Annotated in this window: 20 protein-coding genes and 1 tRNA gene; 15 read left to right on the forward strand and 6 right to left on the reverse strand. The window is 61.7% G+C overall.

Annotated elements, in window-relative coordinates; genetic code table 11:
• Nucleotides 1-94: 94 nt before the first annotated feature.
• Entirely contained in the window at nt 95-1228 is a 1134-nt protein-coding gene (locus tag Q4G24_RS07645) for an FAD-dependent oxidoreductase (RefSeq protein ID WP_303365921.1), read from the reverse strand.
• Between the two features lie 105 nt (nt 1229-1333).
• Complete coding sequence (gene dksA / locus Q4G24_RS07650; RefSeq protein WP_303365922.1) at nt 1334-1756, reverse strand: RNA polymerase-binding protein DksA; 423 nt, start codon at nt 1754-1756, stop codon at nt 1334-1336.
• A gap of 185 nt (nt 1757-1941) precedes the next feature.
• Between dksA and Q4G24_RS07655 the strand changes: the two genes are divergently transcribed.
• The gene (locus Q4G24_RS07655; RefSeq protein ID WP_303365923.1) at nt 1942-2784 is read left to right on the forward strand and encodes a MoxR family ATPase; all 843 of its coding nucleotides are present in this window, start codon (nt 1942-1944) and stop codon (nt 2782-2784) included.
• Between the two features lie 39 nt (nt 2785-2823).
• On the opposite strand, the gene Q4G24_RS07660 is transcribed toward Q4G24_RS07655, so the two are convergent.
• Nucleotides 2824-3369, reverse strand: a complete 546-nt coding sequence (locus Q4G24_RS07660; RefSeq protein WP_303365924.1) for a peroxiredoxin — start codon at nt 3367-3369, stop codon at nt 2824-2826.
• Between the two features lie 144 nt (nt 3370-3513).
• Between Q4G24_RS07660 and lipA the strand changes: the two genes are divergently transcribed.
• Nucleotides 3514-4479: a lipoyl synthase gene (lipA, locus tag Q4G24_RS07665; protein ID WP_303365984.1), complete on the forward strand. Its 966-nt coding sequence runs from the start codon at nt 3514-3516 to the stop codon at nt 4477-4479.
• Between the two features lie 104 nt (nt 4480-4583).
• A complete protein-coding gene (locus tag Q4G24_RS07670; protein ID WP_368660930.1) occupies nt 4584-5285 on the forward strand; it encodes a hypothetical protein in 702 nt (233 codons plus the stop codon).
• Here Q4G24_RS07670 and Q4G24_RS07675 read toward each other — a convergent pair.
• Complete coding sequence (locus Q4G24_RS07675; RefSeq protein WP_303365926.1) at nt 5280-5618, reverse strand: helix-turn-helix domain-containing protein; 339 nt, start codon at nt 5616-5618, stop codon at nt 5280-5282. The two genes, Q4G24_RS07670 and Q4G24_RS07675, sit on opposite strands and share 6 nt — an antisense overlap.
• 99 nt (nt 5619-5717) lie before the next feature.
• On the opposite strand from Q4G24_RS07675, the gene Q4G24_RS07680 reads away from it, so the two are divergent.
• Nucleotides 5718-6281: a flavodoxin family protein gene (locus Q4G24_RS07680; protein ID WP_303365927.1), complete on the forward strand. Its 564-nt coding sequence runs from the start codon at nt 5718-5720 to the stop codon at nt 6279-6281.
• Between the two features lie 198 nt (nt 6282-6479).
• A tRNA-Leu gene (locus tag Q4G24_RS07685) sits at nt 6480-6563 on the forward strand.
• A gap of 3 nt (nt 6564-6566) precedes the next feature.
• On the opposite strand, the gene Q4G24_RS07690 is transcribed toward Q4G24_RS07685, so the two are convergent.
• The gene (locus tag Q4G24_RS07690) at nt 6567-8111 is read right to left on the reverse strand and encodes a peptide ABC transporter substrate-binding protein (RefSeq protein ID WP_303365928.1); all 1545 of its coding nucleotides are present in this window, start codon (nt 8109-8111) and stop codon (nt 6567-6569) included.
• 102 nt (nt 8112-8213) lie between these two features.
• Here Q4G24_RS07690 and cobU point away from each other — a divergent pair, with 102 nt between their 5' ends.
• The 5 genes from cobU to Q4G24_RS07715 all read left to right on the forward strand — a co-directional run bounded on the left by cobU (nt 8214) and on the right by Q4G24_RS07715 (nt 13057).
• A complete protein-coding gene (gene cobU / locus Q4G24_RS07695; RefSeq protein WP_303365929.1) occupies nt 8214-8741 on the forward strand; it encodes a bifunctional adenosylcobinamide kinase/adenosylcobinamide-phosphate guanylyltransferase in 528 nt (175 codons plus the stop codon).
• A complete protein-coding gene (gene cobT / locus Q4G24_RS07700; RefSeq protein WP_303365930.1) occupies nt 8738-9694 on the forward strand; it encodes a nicotinate-nucleotide--dimethylbenzimidazole phosphoribosyltransferase in 957 nt (318 codons plus the stop codon). Before cobU ends, cobT begins: the two co-directional genes overlap by 4 nt.
• The gene (cobS, locus tag Q4G24_RS07705; RefSeq protein ID WP_303365931.1) at nt 9687-10415 is read left to right on the forward strand and encodes an adenosylcobinamide-GDP ribazoletransferase; all 729 of its coding nucleotides are present in this window, start codon (nt 9687-9689) and stop codon (nt 10413-10415) included. The genes cobT and cobS overlap by 8 nt, the downstream gene beginning before the upstream one ends.
• Nucleotides 10416-10523: 108 nt before the next feature.
• Nucleotides 10524-11168, forward strand: a complete 645-nt coding sequence (locus tag Q4G24_RS07710) for a TRAP transporter small permease subunit (protein WP_303365932.1) — start codon at nt 10524-10526, stop codon at nt 11166-11168.
• Complete coding sequence (locus tag Q4G24_RS07715) at nt 11165-13057, forward strand: TRAP transporter large permease subunit (protein WP_303365933.1); 1893 nt, start codon at nt 11165-11167, stop codon at nt 13055-13057. Before Q4G24_RS07710 ends, Q4G24_RS07715 begins: the two co-directional genes overlap by 4 nt.
• Nucleotides 13058-13222: 165 nt before the next feature.
• Here Q4G24_RS07715 and Q4G24_RS07720 read toward each other — a convergent pair whose 3' ends face one another.
• Nucleotides 13223-14332 (reverse strand): TRAP transporter substrate-binding protein, encoded by a 1110-nt coding sequence (locus Q4G24_RS07720; protein ID WP_303365985.1) that lies wholly within the window; start codon nt 14330-14332, stop codon nt 13223-13225.
• Between the two features lie 115 nt (nt 14333-14447).
• Here Q4G24_RS07720 and Q4G24_RS07725 point away from each other — a divergent pair, with 115 nt between their 5' ends.
• Genes Q4G24_RS07725 through Q4G24_RS07745 form a run of 5 tightly spaced genes read left to right on the forward strand, consistent with a single transcriptional unit; the run spans nt 14448 to nt 17917 of the window.
• Nucleotides 14448-14594: a hypothetical protein gene (locus tag Q4G24_RS07725; RefSeq protein WP_303365934.1), complete on the forward strand. Its 147-nt coding sequence runs from the start codon at nt 14448-14450 to the stop codon at nt 14592-14594.
• Nucleotide 14595: 1 nt separating this feature from the next.
• Nucleotides 14596-15468 carry an ABC transporter permease gene (locus Q4G24_RS07730; protein ID WP_303365935.1) on the forward strand — a complete coding sequence of 291 codons (873 nt, stop codon included), beginning with the start codon at nt 14596-14598 and terminating at the stop codon, nt 15466-15468.
• Entirely contained in the window at nt 15465-16268 is an 804-nt protein-coding gene (locus tag Q4G24_RS07735) for an ABC transporter permease (RefSeq protein ID WP_303365936.1), read from the forward strand. The genes Q4G24_RS07730 and Q4G24_RS07735 overlap by 4 nt, the downstream gene beginning before the upstream one ends.
• Before the next feature lie 53 nt (nt 16269-16321).
• Nucleotides 16322-17398 carry an ABC transporter ATP-binding protein gene (locus Q4G24_RS07740; protein WP_303365986.1) on the forward strand — a complete coding sequence of 359 codons (1077 nt, stop codon included), beginning with the start codon at nt 16322-16324 and terminating at the stop codon, nt 17396-17398.
• A 30-nt stretch (nt 17399-17428) separates the two neighbouring features.
• Nucleotides 17429-17917 (forward strand): HPP family protein, encoded by a 489-nt coding sequence (locus Q4G24_RS07745; protein ID WP_303365937.1) that lies wholly within the window; start codon nt 17429-17431, stop codon nt 17915-17917.

Here is a 17917-nt window from a genome sequence, read left to right on the forward strand (position 1 = left end):
GGCACTTCTCCCACGGCAAGGGCTACCGCCCCCCCCCCCCCGGCCCGGTGGGGGGGGGGGGGGGGGGGGCAATCCCCGACCCTCGAAGACAAACTCAACGCATCGTGGAGCTGATCGGATCATAGTCATAGATCCAATCAAAGCGGGATAACAGCTTGGCCGGGGCTGCGGCGGAAATTATCCGCAGCCCGGCATGACCTACCAGCGCCACCGGCCCGGACAGATGATAATTGCGGGCATTGCGATTGGCGAAATCGACGATGCGCCGGGTGCGGCTGCGGCGATGCTGCGCCCATTCCGTCAGCGCCGCAGCCTGATCCGGGTTGCGGTCCAGCGCCACGGCCAGCGTATAGGCGTCCTCGATCGCCATGCAGGCACCTTGCGCCAGAAACGGCAGGGTCGGATGGGCCGCGTCTCCAATGATGACTGACCGCCCGTCCTGCCAGCGTTCCGCCACCTCATGCCGGAACAGACCCCAGATGCGAACCTCATCGACCTGCGCCAGCCAGCCCGGCACCGGCCCGCCGAATCCGGCGTAAGCTCTGCGCAGATTGTCGGGGTCGTCGCTGATGGACCAGTCGTCCTCAGCCCAGAAATCCCGCTCGATCACGGCCACGATGTTGCGCAGGCCAAGCCCCATCGGATAGCTGACCAGATGCCGCCGTGGCCCCATAAAGACCTGTGCTTCGGGTGCGGCATCCGGTTCCGCCGGGATCACCGCACGCCACGCCGTCTGGCGGGTGAAAAACGGTTTGCGCCGCCCGTCCAGAACCTGCCGCAGATGTGAACGGGTGCCATCCGCACCGATCAGCAGGTCCGTGTCATGCGGCAGAACCTCGATCCGGGTGTTCAGGTGAATATCGGCCCCGGCATCACGGGCGGCTTGTTCCAGAACCTCGACCAGACGGGCGCGGTGGATCAGGCGGAAAGCGTCATTGGGGCGATGCTGCGCCAGATCCAGCAGGGCGACCTGCGCACCGTGGCGATTGCGCAGCACCACCGCACGGCTGCGGGCGCTGACCGCATCCAGCGCGTCGCCAAGCCCAAGCGCCCGCAAGGCCCGGCCTGCATTGGGGGAAATCTGCAACCCCGCGCCCACCTCGCGCAGCGCGCCTGCCTGTTCCAGAACCGTAACCTGCGCCCCGCGCTGCGCCAGAGCGGTGGCAGCGGTCAGACCGGCGACACCGGCGCCGATAATGGTGATCTGGCGGTCTTTCAGATGGTTCATTGCCGGTCAGCCCCTCGGCAGACGCACCGGGGCTGATGAGGGAAAGCACCAGTTCCGGGCTTTGATGGTGCAAAAAAGGCTGACAGAACGCTGTCAGCCACCGGGTCAGTCGTCGCGGTGAACGCGCTCGCGGCGTTCGTGCTTTTCCTGCGCTTCCAGTGTCATCGTGGCGATGGGACGCGCGTCCAGCCGTTTCAGGCTGATCGGTTCCCCGGTCATTTCACAATAACCGTATTCGCCATTGTCGATTCGGCGCAGCGCGGCGTCAATCTTGCTGACCAGCTTGCGCTGTCGGTCACGGGTGCGCAGTTCCAGCGCCCGATCGGTTTCTTCGGATGCGCGATCAGCGAGATCCGGCACGTTGCGGGCGCTGTCCTGCAAACCTTCCAGCGTTTCGGCGGATTGTTCCAACAGTTCCGCCTTCCAGATTTCCAGCTTGCGGCGGAAATATTCAAGCTGCTTGTCATTCATAAAAGGTTCGTCCTCTGCGGGACGATAATCTTCGGGAAGGAACGTCTGCGACTTCATCTTGCCTCCTCCGGCTGCGGGCAGGGTCGTGAAGGTGCGCCCGCCACCGTCGCGCCCGCTTTAAGCGAAGGGGCCGGGGATGTCACGCCCCGATTTTGCGCCGCAGCAAAGCCGATTGTCGCAGCCTTGAGATCGGGCGGTGTGGTGATTAGGTTGCCCGCGCCGACAGCACAAAGGAACGCCCGATGCAATTCACCGGAACCGAAACCTATGTCGCCCCGCCGGATCTGGCGATGGCGGTCAACGCGGCGGTGACGCTGGAACGCCCGCTGCTAGTCAAGGGTGAACCCGGCACGGGCAAGACCGAGCTGGCCCGGCAGGTTGCGGCCAGTCTTGGCCTGCCGATGGTGGAATGGAACATCAAATCCACCACCAAGGCGCAGCAGGGCCTGTATGAATATGACGCCGTATCCCGGTTGCGCGACAGCCAGCTTGGCGATGCCCGCGTGCATGAGGTCGGTAATTATATCCGCAAGGGCAAGCTGTGGCAAGCGTTCGATGCGGATACCAAGGTGGTGCTGCTGATCGACGAGATCGACAAGGCCGATATCGAGTTCCCCAACGATCTGCTGCAAGAGCTGGACCGGATGGAGTTCCACGTCTATGAGACCGGCGAAACCATCCGCGCCCGCCATCGCCCGGTCGTCATCATCACCAGCAACAATGAAAAAGAGCTGCCCGACGCCTTTCTGCGCCGCTGTTTTTTTCACTATATCCGCTTTCCTGATGTCGAAACGTTAAAGCGCATCGTCGCCGTGCATCACCCCGACCTGAAACCGCACCTGCTGGAAGCCGCGCTGACCCAGTTCTTTGATCTGCGCGAGGCACCGGGGCTGAAGAAAAAGCCCTCGACCAGCGAATTGCTGGACTGGTTGAAACTGATTCTGGCCGAAGATCTGGCACCCGAGGATCTGACCCGCGATCCGCAGACCATGTTGCCGAAACTGCATGGGGCGCTGCTGAAAAACGAGCAGGATGTGGCGCTGTTTGAAAAGCTGGCCTTTATGGCCCGGCGTCAGGGCCGCTAGGCAAAGGAAAGGGGCCATGAAGGCCCCTTTCTTTATGTTTCAGGCCGCTTTGGCGACGTTTTCTTCCAGCCATTGCAGCACGTTTTCCGGCGAGGATTCGCCATAGGGATCGTCGCCGCAATCGTCACAGCGGCCGGGTTCCTCGAACCATGCGGTGATCTTGCCGTCATCGACAACTGCGGCATAGCGCCAGGAGCGGGCACCAAAGCCCAGATTGTCCTTGCGCACCAGCATTCCCATCTTGTCGGTGAACTCGCCCGAGCCGTCGGGGATCACCTTGACGTTTTCCAGATTCTGCGATTGCGCCCATTTGTTCATCACGAAGCTGTCGTTCACCGACAGGCAATAGATGTCGCTGACCCCCAGCTCTTCCATCCGGTTCGCGGCCTTTTCAAAGCCGGGAAGCTGATAGGTCGAGCAGGTCGGCGTGAAGGCACCGGGCAGCGAAAACAGCACCACGCGCTTGCCTTTGAAATAATCGGCGGTGGTCTTGTCTTCCCAACGGAACGGGTTAGGGCCGCCAACGGATTCGTCGCGGATTCGGGTGTGGAAGGTGACTTCGGGGAGTTGCTGTCCGACTTTCATCTGTCTTCTCCATATAAGGCGCGGCCCCTCCTCCCCAACGGCCTGACGCAAGATGCCGCACATATGGGCGGAAGGGGTGGCGTTGATCAAGGGGCAATTAGCGACTAGATAAGGGCAAAGCCAAAAGAGGCCGCTATGACCGAGATGTCTCCTCCGCCCCGTGGGCATAACCAGCCACCACGTCTGCGCCACCCCGAAAAGGCCCACCGCCCCGATCAGGAACAGCCGAAAAAACCGGACTGGATCAGGGTCAAGGCACCGGTTTCGCAGGGGTATAAACAGACCCGCGATTTGCTGCGCGACAATCGCCTGTCCACCGTCTGCGAGGAAGCTGGCTGCCCGAATGTGGGCGAATGTTGGTCGCAGGGCCACGCCACCATGATGATTATGGGCGAGATCTGCACCCGCGGATGCAGCTTTTGCAACGTCACCACCGGCCGCCCCGATGCGCTGGACGTGTTCGAACCGGGGCGCGTTGCCCATGCGGTGCAGAAACTGGGACTGCGCCATGTGGTGATCACCTCGGTTGATCGTGACGATCTGGACGATGGCGGGGCCGAGCATTTCGCGCAGACCATCCGCGCCATCCGCCACCGCAGCCCCGACAGCACCATCGAGGTGCTGACCCCGGATTTCCTGAAATGCGGCTCCGATGCGCTGGAAACCGTTGTCGAGGCGCGGCCCGATGTGTTCAACCACAACCTTGAAACCGTGCCGGGGCTTTACCCGACGGTGCGGCCCGGCGCGCGCTATTTCCACTCGCTGCGCCTGCTGCAAAGGGTCAAGGAGCTGGACCCGGCCATGTTCACCAAATCCGGCATTATGGTGGGCTTGGGTGAGGACCGGCAGGGCGTTTTGCAAGTCATGGACGACATGCGCGCCGCCGACATCGATTTTATCACCATCGGCCAATATCTTCAGCCGACGCCGAAACATCATCGCGTGGACCGTTTCGTAACCCCGGATGAGTTCGCCGGCTATGAAAAAGCCGCTTATGGCAAGGGCTTCCTGATGGTTTCCGCAACGCCGCTGACCCGGTCAAGCTATCATGCAGGTGATGATTTCGCGCAATTGCGGGCCGCACGGCTGGCCAAGCTGGGGCAGGCATGAGCCTGCCGCAGATTATCGGGTTTGGTGCGCATAAAGCCGGCACGTCATGGCTGTTTGAAAACATCACCCGGAATCCAAAGGTTTGGCGCCCAGCCCTTAAGGAAATGCATTACTTTAACCATGCAACTATCGGGGCTGCATGGGTTAAACGGGGACATCGCGCCAAACTGGTGACGCAGCGGGAAAGGCTGCGCAACGGCGGCAACCCGCAGCGGCTGGCGCATGTTCAGCGGTTGCTTGATCTCGAAATCTTGTCGCTGGACTGGTATCGTGAGGCTTATCGGCCCTGTCCCGCGAACAAGGTTTCGGTGGACATAACCCCCGCCTACGCCTTGCTGGATGATGCTGGCGTAAATTATATGAAATCGATCCTAGGTGACGGTTTTAAATCCATTTTCCTGATCCGAGACCCGGCGGCGCGAGCCGTTTCCGCAATCCGGTCCAAGCTGACCGGCAAGCCTGCCGAACAGGGCATGGATTTCTGGCTGGAACAGTTGAACAGTCCGCCCATCCAGCAGCGCGGCGACTATGCGGATGTCATCTCGCGGCTGGACAGGATGCTTGGGGCGCGGAATCTTTACCTGCCCTTTGGCATGATTAAGACCGCCCCATTACAACTGCTGCGAGCGGTCGAGGATCATTGCGGCCTGCCCGAAGGGGATTATCCCGATGCCGCCACACCGCGCCATGTTTCGCCCGGTTTCCCGGTGCCGGACGGGGTGCAGGATGTGTTCAGGGATGCGCTGCGCCCGCAATATGATTTTCTGGAACAGCGGTTCGACAAGGCGTTTCTGACGCGGTTATGACTTGCCGTAAGGCGTCCAGCCTTCGGTGCCCCAGCGCAGGGCAATATCGCCAAGCATCTGAATGGCCCGCTGAAGCTCCTCACCGCGCGCGGTCAGCGAATACGTGACCTGCGGCGGGATTGTTGCGGCCTGTTCCCGGTGAACCAGATCCGCGCGTTCCAGCATCCGCAGCCGGTCGGTCAGAACCTTGGTCGAGATCCGTGGAATCAGCCGTTGCAATGCCCCGAATCGCTGCGGCCCCTGCGTGGCAAGCATGTAAAGCAGCAGCGTCGTCCACTGGCCGCTGACCACTGAAAACATCGTATCGACCGGACAATCACCGTGATCGTGCATGTTTGAACCTTTTTTCTTATTACCAAAATATAACCACTTTCCTTTGGGAAGCAAGTGTGATTAACGCAGCCCGTATCTGTTATGAAGTGGAAGGCTCCCATGAGCAAAATCGCAATCGTTTACTTCTCGGGCTACGGCCACACCGTTTTCGCCGCCGAGGCCGTCGCCGCTGGCGCACGTGAGGCCGGGGCGCAGGTCGATGTGATCCGCATTTCCGAAGATGGCCAGATCGCCGATGCTGACTGGTCGGTTCTGGACGCCGCCAATGCCATCGTTTACGGCAGCCCGACCTATATGGGCGGCCCGGCATGGCAGTTCAAACGCTTTGCCGACGCCTCGTCGAAGGCTTGGTTTGCGGATAAATGGATCGACAAGTTGGCGGGTGGCTTTACCGTTTCGGCCTCGACCATAGGCGACAAAGGCGAGACGCTGAATTATTTCCAGACCCTGGCCAACCAGCACGGTCAGATTTGGGTCAGCCTTGGCCTTAAATCTGCAAATTTGATGGCCCATACCCCGGATGACATCAACTGGACCGGCAATTTCTCGGCTCTGGCGGCGATCAAACGTGGCGATTCTCCCGCTGATGCGCTGGCTGCGGGGGATGAGGCCGCCGCGCGTCACTATGGCGCCCGCATCGCCAAACTGGCCGCGAAGCTCTGATCACAAGGGGCAGGGGCTTTGCCCCTCTGGCCTGCGGCCATTCACCCCAGGATATTTAAGTGAAGAAGAAAGCGGCTTCTTCTTCATCAAAATATCCCACGGGGGTGCGGGGGTGTGAAACCCCCGCAACAGGTTGCAGTCAGAAGCGGCACTTGCCCCTTGCTCATCCCCGCCGCCCGCGTTATGCGGGCAGCCGAGGCCCGAGTGGCGGAATGGTAGACGCAGCGGATTCAAAATCCGCCGCCGCAAGGCATGTCGGTTCGAGTCCGACCTCGGGTACCAGCCTCAGTTCAATCCCAAATCCTGCGGATACCAGCGGCCCATCGGATTGGGGGAAAAGCCCTGCACCCGTTCTGCGACCAGCATCCCTTGTGCATAGTGAAACACCGGAATCACCGGCAGGTCTGCGATCAGCCGGGCCTCTGCCTCGGTTTGGGCGGCGGCGCGGTCGGCACCTTCGGATTCGGCGGCCTCGGCCAGCAGGGATTGATATTCGGCATCCGCGTAAAGGCCGGGGTTGGTGCCGCTTGGTCCAAAGACCGACTGAAACGCCGCCGCATCCGCGTAATCCCCACACCAACCATAGCGGGCCAGCATGAAATCATGCTTACCCAGCTTGGCTGCATGGGTGTCCCAGTCGTTTTCGTCAATGCGGACGGTGACGTTCATATCCTGCCAGTAGTGCCGCAGCGCCCGTGCCATACGGCGGTTGTCGGGATCGGCATTGGTGGCAACATGGACCCGCAGGGGGCGGTCTTTGTCGTAACCGGCGGCGCTCAGGATAGCGGCGGCCTCGGTTGTGCGGTCCTCCTGGCTTCGTGCAGCATCGGCGTTTTCAGGGGCCGTAAAGCCCGGCATATCGGACGGGGTCCAGCCCCATGCCGGGCGCTGGCCATCTTGCAGCACGGTGGCGATCATCTCGTCGCGGTTCAATGCCAGCGACAAGGCCCTGCGGATTTCCGGGTCTTGCAGCGCGGGCGGCGCGTCCGGGCCAAGGTTGACCACATAGCCCATAGTACATGGCAGGGGCGTCGAGCGGGCAGCTTCTCCGAAACGTGCCTGCGCCTGCGGCAGATGCGCGGGCGGTAGCGCGACGACATCCAGCCGCCCGCCGGAAAAGGCGTCAAGCTCCGCCCCGACATCGCTGTTGATATAACCGTTCAGCCCTTCGATCCGCAGGCTGTCCGCCAGCCGCCAGTCAGGGTTGCGGCGCAGCGCCCAACCTGCGCCTTCGGGTGGGGTGGCCGGGCGAAAGGCGCCGCTGGTGACGATTTGATCCGCTGCGGTCCAACCTTCGCGCAGGGCATGGGCGGGGATCGGAAAGGTCGCGCTATGGGTCAGGATGGCCGCCAGCGCAGGCACCGGCTGGGTGGTGGTCAGCACCAGCGTGTCGCCTTCGGCCCGCGCGCCGAGCTGATCGGGCGGCAGACTGCCTGCCAGCACCGCGGCCGCGTTTTCCAGATGCAGCGCACCGATCAGCCCGCGATGCGGCGAGGCCAGCGCCGGATCGGCCAGCCGCTGCAGTGCCGCCACCGCATCCGCTGCCGTCAGTGGTTGGCCATCCGACCATTGTGCCGGGTTCAGGCGCAGGCGGTGGGTCAGCCCGTCCTCGGAAACCTCATGCGTGGCGGCCAAGGCAGGCACCGGGCGGCTGTCGGGACCGTCGCGCAGCAGCCCTTCGAACAGCGCCCGGACGGCGGCCATATCCTGCGGGATGCTGGCGCGCTGCGGATCAAGCTGTGCAGGCTGGCGGGGGATGGCGATGTTCAGCACCGGCTGCGCCAGCACAGGCAGCGGCAACAGCGCAAGGATCAAGGCGGGAAGGTTCATCGGGATTTCCTATGGCTTGGCCGCAGCTTAGCGGCAGGTGTGGCGATTTGACAGGGCATTGCGCGGCTTTTCCTTTCGCCGGGGCTGTGCCAAGACAGGCGCATGATGAAGCACAGGATCATTCTGGTGACGGGGGGCGCGCGGTCAGGAAAAACCGTGCTGGCCGAGCGTCTTGCGCGGCACCATTCCGGGGGCGAGACCCCGGTTTATATCGCCACCGCGCAGCCCCATGATGCAGAGATGGGCGCGCGGATTGCCGCCCACCGCCGCGACCGGGGCGCGGACTGGCGCACCATTGAGGCGCCGCTGGATTTGCCCGCCGCACTTGCCGCCAGCGAAGGCGCGGGAGCGCGGCTGATCGACTGTCTGACGCTGTGGCTGTCCAATGCCTTGCCGGATGCAGCCGATCTGGATGGGCTGCGGGCGGCACTGGCAGCGGCACAGGCGCCGGTGGTGCTGGTGACGAATGAACTGGGGCAGGGGATCGTGCCCGATAACGCGCTGGCCCGGCGGTTCCGCGACGATCACGGGCGGATGAATCAGGCCGTGGCGACGCTGGCCGATCAGGTCTGGCTGGCTGTGGCCGGGCAACCTTTACGACTGAAACCGCCAATTGTGGATTTCCCATGACGACTTATGACCAGAGCGCCGCCGAGCGTGCGCGCACCCGACAGAACAGCCTGACCAAGCCGCCAGGATCACTGGGCCGGCTGGAGGATCTGGCCGTGTTCATGGCGGGCTGGCAAGGCCGGGAACGCCCCCGGCTGAACCATATTCAGGCGGTGGTTTTCGCTGGAAATCATGGGATTGTGGCGCAGGGCGTTAACCCGTTTCCGGCCAGCGTAACGGCTGCGATGGTGGCCAACTTTCAGGCGGGGGGTGCGGCGATCAACCAGCTTTGTCGGGTGGCAGGGGCCGATCTGTCGGTTCGGGCGCTGGATCTGGACCGCCCGACGGCGGATTTTACCCAAGGTCCGGCAATGACCCCGGACGAGGTTCAGGCAGCCATGGCGCAAGGGGCGGCTTCGGTCGATCCGGGGACAGACCTGTTGATTTTGGGCGAGATGGGGATTGGCAATTCGACCGTTGCTGCGGTGCTGGCGGCCTCGGTCTTTGGCGGCGCGGCGGCGGATTGGGTCGGTCCCGGCACCGGGGCCGAGGGCGACACCCTGCGCCGCAAGATTGCGGCTGTCGATGCGGGCCTTGCACGGCATCAGCCCGACAGCGCCGAGGCGACGCTTGCCGCTTTCGGCGGGCGCGAACAGGCGGCGATCTGCGGGGCGATCCTGCGGGCGCGGGAACTGCGCATCCCGGTGGTTCTGGACGGGTTCATCTGCACGGCAGCAGCGGCGGTGCTGACGCGCGACGACGACACGGCGCTGGATCACTGCCTGATCGGTCATCAAAGCGCAGAGCCGGGCCACCGCAAGCTGATCGCCGCCCTTGGCCGCAAGCCGGTGCTGGAGATGGACATGCGGCTTGGTGAAGGCTCGGGCGCGGCATTGGCCGCACTGATTCTGCGGGCGGCCATCGAATGTCATAACGGGATGGCAACCTTTGCTGAGGCGGGGATCAGTGCCTAGGCCGCTGGTGCATCTGCTGCTGGCACTGGTCTGGCTGACGCGGTTGCCCTTTGGCCGCTGGTTGCCGCCTGACGCGCCGGTTCTGGCGCGGGCGGCATGGGCCTTTCCGCTGGTCGGGCTGGTGGTCGGCGGAATCGGGGCCGCAGCCCTGACACTGGCGCAAACGCTGGAACTGTCGCCCGCGCTGGCCGGGTTGCTGGCGGTTGGGGCCATGATTCTGACCACCGGCGCGCTGCATGAGGACGGGCTGGCCGATCTGGCCGACGGCATGGGCGGGCGCGACCCGAAACAACGTCTGGAGATCATGCGCGACAGCCGCATCGGCAGCTATGGCGTGCTGGCGCTGATCGTCGTGACAGGGGTGCGGGCGCTGGCGGTGTCTGATGCGGGCGCCTTGGCGCTGATCACTGCCGCGGTGCTGTCGCGGGCGGCAATTGTGGTGGTCATGGTAACATTGCCGCAGGCGCGGACAGATGGGCTAAGCCAGAGCGCAGGCCATCCGACGCGACAGGTGGTGATGCTGGCTTGCGGTTTGGCACTGGTGATTGGTGCTGTGCTGACCGGGCTGGTCCTGCCGGTGGTGGTTCTGATCGTGGCGCTGGTGACGCTGTGGATGGGGCGGCTGGCGCGGCAGCGACTTGGCGGACGAACCGGCGATGTGCTTGGCGCGGTCCAGCAATGTGCCGAAGCCGCCGCGCTGATCGGGCTGGCGGCGTTGTAACCTAACGCCCAAATGGCACAGGGCTTGACCCTTGGGCGCGGTTTCGTGATACCGCTGTTTCGTTCCGGTCGTTCAAACGCCGTGAACCAAGCAAAGGGAGGATGACGAATGGGCGGCCTTTTGGCCCTTTCGCGCGGCATCGACCGCATCAACAGCCTGATCGGGCGCAGCGTTTCATGGCTGATCCTGATTGCGGTTCTGGTCAGCGCCGGAAACGCGATTATCCGCAAGACGTTGAATATTTCATCAAACGCCTGGCTGGAGCTTCAGTGGTATCTTTATGGCGGCGCATTCCTGCTGGCCGCTGCATATACGCTGAAAGAAAACGAGCATATCCGCATCGACATTCTTTATGGCCGCTGGTCGCGCCGCGTTCAGCACTGGATCGACCTGTTCGGGCATGTGTTCTTTCTGTTGCCGTTTTTGCTGGTGTCGCTGTATTTCATCCAGCCGTGGTTCATGCGCTCGTTCCGCAATGGTGAGATGTCGATGAACGCTGGCGGGCTGATCCTGTGGCCAGCCAAGGCGCTGCTGCTGGCCAGTTTCATCCTGTTGCTGGCGCAGGCGATTTCCGAAATCATCAAGAAAATCGCCGTGATGCGCGGGCTGATCGAGGATCCGAACCCCTTTGTCAGCACCCATGAGGCGCTGGAGGCAGAAGGCACGGATCTGGCGGCGGGCATGGCGCTTTCCAACGATCCGCTGCACGTCCATGGCGGCCATGACGAAGACCCGAAAGGCGCAAAAGAATGATGGAACTTATTGCGCTGAACATGGCGCCAATCATGTTCGTGTCGCTGGTGGTCTTTCTGATCCTCGGCTATCCCGTGGCTTTTGCGCTGGCCGCAAACGGGCTGCTGTTTTTTGTGATTGGGGTCGAACTGACCCCCTATTCCGGCGGCACGATCAACCTTGACTGGAACCTGCTGCGGGCTTTGCCGGATCGCTATTTCAACGGCGTGGTCTCGAACGAAACCCTGCTGGCGGTGCCATTCTTTACCTTCATGGGCATCGTGCTGGAAAAATCCGGCATGGCCGAGGATCTGCTGGACACCATCGGCCAGTTGTTCGGTCCCATCCGCGGCGGGCTGGCCTATGCGGTGATTATCGTCGGCGCGCTGCTGGCGGCAACAACCGGCGTGGTGGCGGCCTCGGTGATCGCCATGGGGATGATCTCGCTGCCAATCATGCTGCGCTATGGCTATGACCGCAGCATCGCCTCGGGGGTGATTGCCGCATCCGGGACGCTGGCGCAGATTATCCCGCCGTCGCTGGTGCTGATTATCATGGCGGACCAGTTGGGCCGTTCGGTCGGGGATATGTATAAGGGCGCGATGATCCCCGGTCTGGTTCTGACCGGGCTGTATGTCGCTTATGTCTTTGTTATCACGCTGATCCGCCCCGATGCGCTGCCGGCCTTGCCGAAAGAGGCGCGGCGGCTGGGGTCGGGGATCACCTCGCTGCTGATCGCGCTGGCGGCTTGTGGCGGGATTGCCTGGGCCGCGCATCATTACCTTTACCCGACCCAAGGGGCGAATGCCGATATTCTTGGCACAGTCGTCGGCGTGGCGGTGATTTATGCTGCGACCGTGCTGGACCGCAGCCTTGGCCTTGGGGTGATGTCACGGCTGGCACAGCAGGTCATTACCGTGCTGATCCCGCCGCTGGCGCTGATCTTTCTGGTGCTTGGAACGATCTTTCTTGGCATTGCCACCCCGACCGAAGGCGGCGCGATGGGAGCGCTGGGCGCGCTGATCCTTGCCGGCTTCAAGGGGCGGCTGAGCTTTGACGTCGTGAAACAGGCGCTGGCGGCCACCACCCGGCTGTCGGCCTTTGTGATGTTCATTCTGATCGGGGCGCGGGTGTTCTCGCTGACCTTTACCGGCGTGAACGGGCATCACTGGGTCGAGGAGTTGCTGACCTCGCTGCCCGGCGGGCAGTTGGGCTTCCTGATCATGGTGTCAGTGCTGGTTTTCCTGCTGTCCTTCTTCCTCGATTATTTCGAGCTGGCCTTCATCATCGTGCCGCTGCTGGCGCCGGTGGCGGCATCTATGGGCATCGACCTGATCTGGTTCGGGGTCATTCTGGCGGTCAATATGCAGACCAGCTTCATGCACCCGCCATTCGGCTTCGCGCTGTTCTATCTGCGTTCGGTCGCGCCCAAGCAGCCCTATACCGACAGGGTGACGGGCAAGCGGATGGCGCCGGTGACGACGGGTCAGATCTATTGGGGGGCGGTGCCTTTTGTCGTCATTCAGGTGGTGATGATCGGCGTGGTGATCGCCTTCCCGCAGATGGTCATGCATTACAAGGGCAAGCCGGTGGATCGTTCAGCGGTGGAAATGCAAATCCCATCAGGCAGTTTTGGCGGTGGGGCCGGGGGTTTCAACCCGTTTGGCGCCCCGGCTGGTGACGCTGGTTCTGGTGCGGGTGCCGGCGGGTTCAACCCGTTTGGCGGTGCATCCAGTTCCGAAGGCGGGCTGAATCCGTTCGGTGGAACCTCGGGCGGCACATCGGCCCCAGCCTCGGGCGGTTTGGACCCGTTCGCCGCCCCCGGCAGCGCCGCTATAACGGCACCTGCCGCACCCACGTCTGGCGCATCCCCATTCTCGGGACCGCCGCCGGGGCTTGGCGGAAACTGATCCGATCTGAAACACATGAACCGGCGGCTGTGTCCGCCGGTTTTTTTGCAAGGCGGTTTTCAAGCCTGCTCTTTGTAAGATGTGACCTTTGCCCAATACGGGATCAGCATGAAAAACGCCGCCCGGATAAAACCAGGCGGCGTTCATGTTCCAGAACCGTGCGGATCAGCCCAGCTTGCCGTTCCGCTGTTGCAGCATCATAAAATAGTCATAGGTAAACTCAGCCGTCTGCATATACTGATACCAGTCGTTCAGGAACGGCTTCATCGCCTCCCACTGACGCTTGAACCATTCGTTTTCAGCCGAGATTTCATCATAGACCTGACGCGACGCATCGAATCCGGCAGCCAGAATTTCCTCGCTGAAGGGGCGCAGCTGCGCACCAGCCGCGACCAAACGCTGAAGCGCGCCGGGGTTCTTGTAATCATAATTCGCCAGCATGTTCTGATCGGCCGCCTGACAGCAGCTTCTCAACAGCGATTGATACGAAGCCGGCAGCCCCTCGAACGCGGCCTTGTTGAAGAAGAAATGGACCATCGGCCCGCCTTCCCAGAAGCCGGGATAGTAATAATAGGGCGCAACCTGATGGAAGCCCAGTTTTTCATCATCATAGGGACCGACGAATTCAACCGCGTCGATGGTGCCTTTTTCCAGCGCCGGATAGATGTCGCCACCGGCCACCTGTTGCGGCACGACACCCAGCTTTTCGACCACACGACCCGCCAAGCCGCCAATCCGCATTTTCAGACCTTTAAGATCGGCCAGCGTATTGATTTCCTTGCGATACCAGCCGCCCATCTGCACGCCGGTGTTGCCGCCCGGAAAGGCAATCAGATCGTAGTTGGCAAGAAATTCATTATACAGATCAATGCCGCCGCCATGATACATATAGGCGAGGCGACCACGGGCGTTGAAGGTCATGGGCAGTTCAGCACCGCAGGCAAAGGCCGCGTCCTTGCCCCAGTTGTAATAACCGACCGAATGGGCGACCTGCACGGTGCCATCGCCCGCAGCATTGATCGCATCCAGCGCCGGAACGATCTCCCCCGCCGCGAAAACCTGAAGGTTGAACTTGCCATCCGTGGCTTCGCGCACACGTCTGGCCATTTCCTCACCGCCGCCATAGATTGTGTCCAGCGATTTCGGGAAAGACGAGGCGATACGCCAGGTGATCGAGGGCTGTTCCTGCGCGATGGCCGGGGCCGCCAGAACCCCACCCGCCGCCGCAGCGGCACCGCCGATGCTGGCGCGGGTCAGGAACGAACGCCGGTCCAACTTGTTCTTATCAGTCATCTTTTCCTCCGTATAGGCGGGCGAAATGGCCGCCGGACTGTCGTGTTAGATTTGCACAAGCCCATCGCTCCTGTCCATCATATCCAAGCATGGAAAGATGAAAAAAACCTTTACGGCCACCCCGGAAATCAAGACAATTTTATTCAAATCCTATCTATTCGGCGGCTTCCCAAAAGCAGCGGTTTTGCATATGCAGAATCGGGTGAAAGGTCGGGGAACAGCCCCGGCCAGCATGAAAGAGTGACATGGCCGCGACCCAATTCGGACCAGAGGCGCGATCAGGGCTGAAACTGGTTGCACCGCCGTTTATCTATGCGCTGCTGATGCTGGCAGCGCCGTTGCTGACCATCTTTGCCTTTTCCTTTATGACCGATGGTTATTTGGTCATTATCAAAGAGTTCACGCTAGGAAATTATGCCCAAACCCTGAACGATCCGGTATTCTGGACGGTAATGGGGCGGTCGTTCTGGATCGCGCTGGCGGTGACTGTGGCAACGGTCGGGCTGGCCTTTCCGGTGGCCTATTTCATCTCTTTCATGGTGCCGCCGGAACGCAAGGCACTATGGATTTTCCTGATTACGATCCCCTTCTGGACCAGCTATCTGGTCCGGGTGTTCCTGTGGAAAGTCATTCTGGGCTATAACGGCGTCATCAACAGCGGGCTGATCAACATTGGCCTGATCGACGAACCGCTTGGTTTTCTTCTGTATAATGTGAACTCGATCGTGGTGACGCTGGCCCATGCCTATGCGCCTTTTGCGATTTTGCCGATCTTTGTCGCGCTGGAAAAGATCGACCGCTCGTTGCTGGAGGCGGGGCGTGATCTTGGCGAAAGCCGGCCGATGACCTTCTGGCGCGTGACCTTGCCGCTGGCGATGCCGGGGGTGGTTGCGGCGGTGCTGATCGTGTTCATCCCGACCATTGGCGATTATGTCACGCCGACGGTGATTGGCGGTGGCAAGATCCCGATGATCGCCAATCTGGTGCAGGCGCAAATGCTGGACATCGACAACAAGCCGCTTGGCTCGGCCATCGCGGTTACGGCCATGGCCATCACCACCGTGGCCGCATTGGTCTTTGTGCTTCTGAACCGCCGCTTTCTGAGGGCGCGCGCATGAAGATCGGGTTTCGTCTTTACGCGCTGCTGTATCTGCTGTTCCTCTATGCGCCGATCCTGCTGCTGCCGGTTTTCGCCTTTAACTCGGGAACGGTGATTGCCTTTCCGTTACAGGGCTTTACAACCGACTGGTTCACGCAGGCGGCGGGCAATCGCACGCTATGGCGCGCGCTGGAGAACTCGCTGCTGATTGCGGTCAGCTCGGCCATTTTCGCCACCTGTCTTGGGATGTTCGCAGCACGGGCCTCGACCCGTTTCGCCTTTCCGGGAAAGGGGCCGGTGATGGGGCTTATCATGCTGCCGCTGGTGCTGCCGGACATCATTATCTCGGTGTCGCTGCTGGTGGTGCTGCTGGGACTTGGGGTTCCGCTGTCGCTGCTGACGGTGATTCTGGGGCATACGCTGCTGTGTATGCCCTTTGCCATCACCATCCTGTCAGCGTCCTTTTCCAGCCTCGACCGCTCGCTGGAGGAGGCTGCGATGGATCTTGGTGAAACCAAATGGTCGGCCTTTCGGCTCGTAACATTGCCGCTGGTGATGCCGGGGATTATCTCGTCGCTGCTGATTTCCTTCACGATTTCGCTGGATGATTTCATCATTGCCTTTTTCCTTGGGGGCAATCAGGAAACCCTGCCGGTCTATATCTACAGCCAGCTTCGCTTTCCAAAATCCATCCCGATGATTATGGCGCTCGGCACGGTTCTGGTCGTGCTGTCGGTGCTGCTGCTGACGATTGCCGAATATTTCCGCCGCCGTGGCCTTGCCCGCACCGGCCAGCAAGATACCGGAGGCTTCCTGTGACGACCCCGCGCAAATCCCCGACCCGTTGGGACGAACTGAACGCCGCCCGTCCAATGATCGAGCTGCGCGACGTGCAGAAATATTATGGCGATTACCATGCCTTACGCGGCATCACCGCCACAATCCGAGAGGGTGAGTTCTTTTCCCTGCTTGGCCCGTCAGGCTGCGGCAAGACCACGCTGCTGCGCACCATCGCGGGTTTCGAGGATATTTCATCCGGTGCGGTACTGATCGACGGCAAACATATGGAGGATGTCCCCGCCAACCATCGCCCCACCAATATGGTGTTCCAGTCCTATGCGATTTTCCCGCATCTGAGCGTGGCGGAAAACGTGGCTTTCGGCCTGCGCCGTGATCCCCGGTCCAAGGCTGAAAAAGCCGCCGCGGTCGAGGAGGCTTTGGCAATGGTCGGGCTGAAAGGCTATGGCAAGCGGGCGGCACATGCACTTTCCGGCGGCCAGCGCCAGCGGGTCGCACTGGCCCGTGCGCTGATCCTCAAGCCCAAGGTGCTGCTGCTGGATGAACCACTGTCCGCGCTGGACCGCAAGATGCGCGAGCAAATGCAGGTCGAGCTTATCAAGCTGCAACGTCAGGTTGGGATCACCTTCGTTCTGGTGACGCATGACCAGGAGGAAGCCTTGGTCATGTCTGACCGGATCGCGGTCATGTTCGACGGTGAAATCGCGCAGCTTGATGGGCCAGAGGCGCTTTATGCCCGCCCGAACAGTCGGCGCGTGGCGGATTTCATCGGGGTTATGAACTTTCTGCCGGCCAGCGTGACCGGCGAAAGTGGCGACCGTGTGTCGGTGGATGTGGCCGGGCTTGGCCCGGTTGATCTGCCCGTCGCGCAGGTCAGCTGCGCGGGCGCGGGCGAGGCCCCTTCGGTCGGCTTCCGCCCGGAGGCGTTCACCATGCTGTCCCCCGGCCAGACCGCCCCGGACCGCGAGGTTGCCGGGGTGATTGATGAGGTCGTCTATTTCGGGGACATGACCTATTACGATATTCGCCTGCCTGATGTGGAACGTCCGGTGCGGATTTCGATGCGGAACGTGTTTGGCCGCGATGTGCTGGATGTCGGCACAGCGACCCGGCTGGCATGGTCGCCGGGCGGGTTGATCCTGTTCCGCTGATTTTATCCCGGACGACTGACCACCATAATCATGCGCAAATACTTTACGCTTTCTCTGCCGCGCCCGCCGCTGCGCCTGATCTTTTTGTCAGGCTTTGGCGGCTTTCTGGCCATTGCGCTTTTGTCGATGATTGGTCGTTATAGCCACTTGCCGCTGATTATCGCACCATTCGGGGCCAGTTGCGTGCTGCTGTTCAGCGCCCCCGCCGTGCCGCTGTCACAACCGCTGAATATCGTGGGGGGCCATGTGCTGACAACGCTGATCGGGTTGATTTTTCTGAACCTTTGGCCCGATTTTGCACTCTCGCCCGCAATTGCAGTCGGCATTGCCATTGCCGCTATGGTGGCGCTGCGCATCATTCATCCGCCTGCCGGGGGAAACCCTTTGGTGGTTTTCGCCGTCCAGCCGGGGTTTGATTTCGTGATTATGCCGGTACTGATGGGAGCGGTTCTGCTGGTGGTGATTGCAGTGCTGTTCCACCGGGTCGGCGGCACCGAATATCCGGTCGGGCGGCTCTGA

It is taken from the genome of Paracoccus sp. (in: a-proteobacteria) (genome assembly GCF_030538695.1).
In the GTDB taxonomy this organism is placed as follows: domain Bacteria; phylum Pseudomonadota; class Alphaproteobacteria; order Rhodobacterales; family Rhodobacteraceae; genus Paracoccus.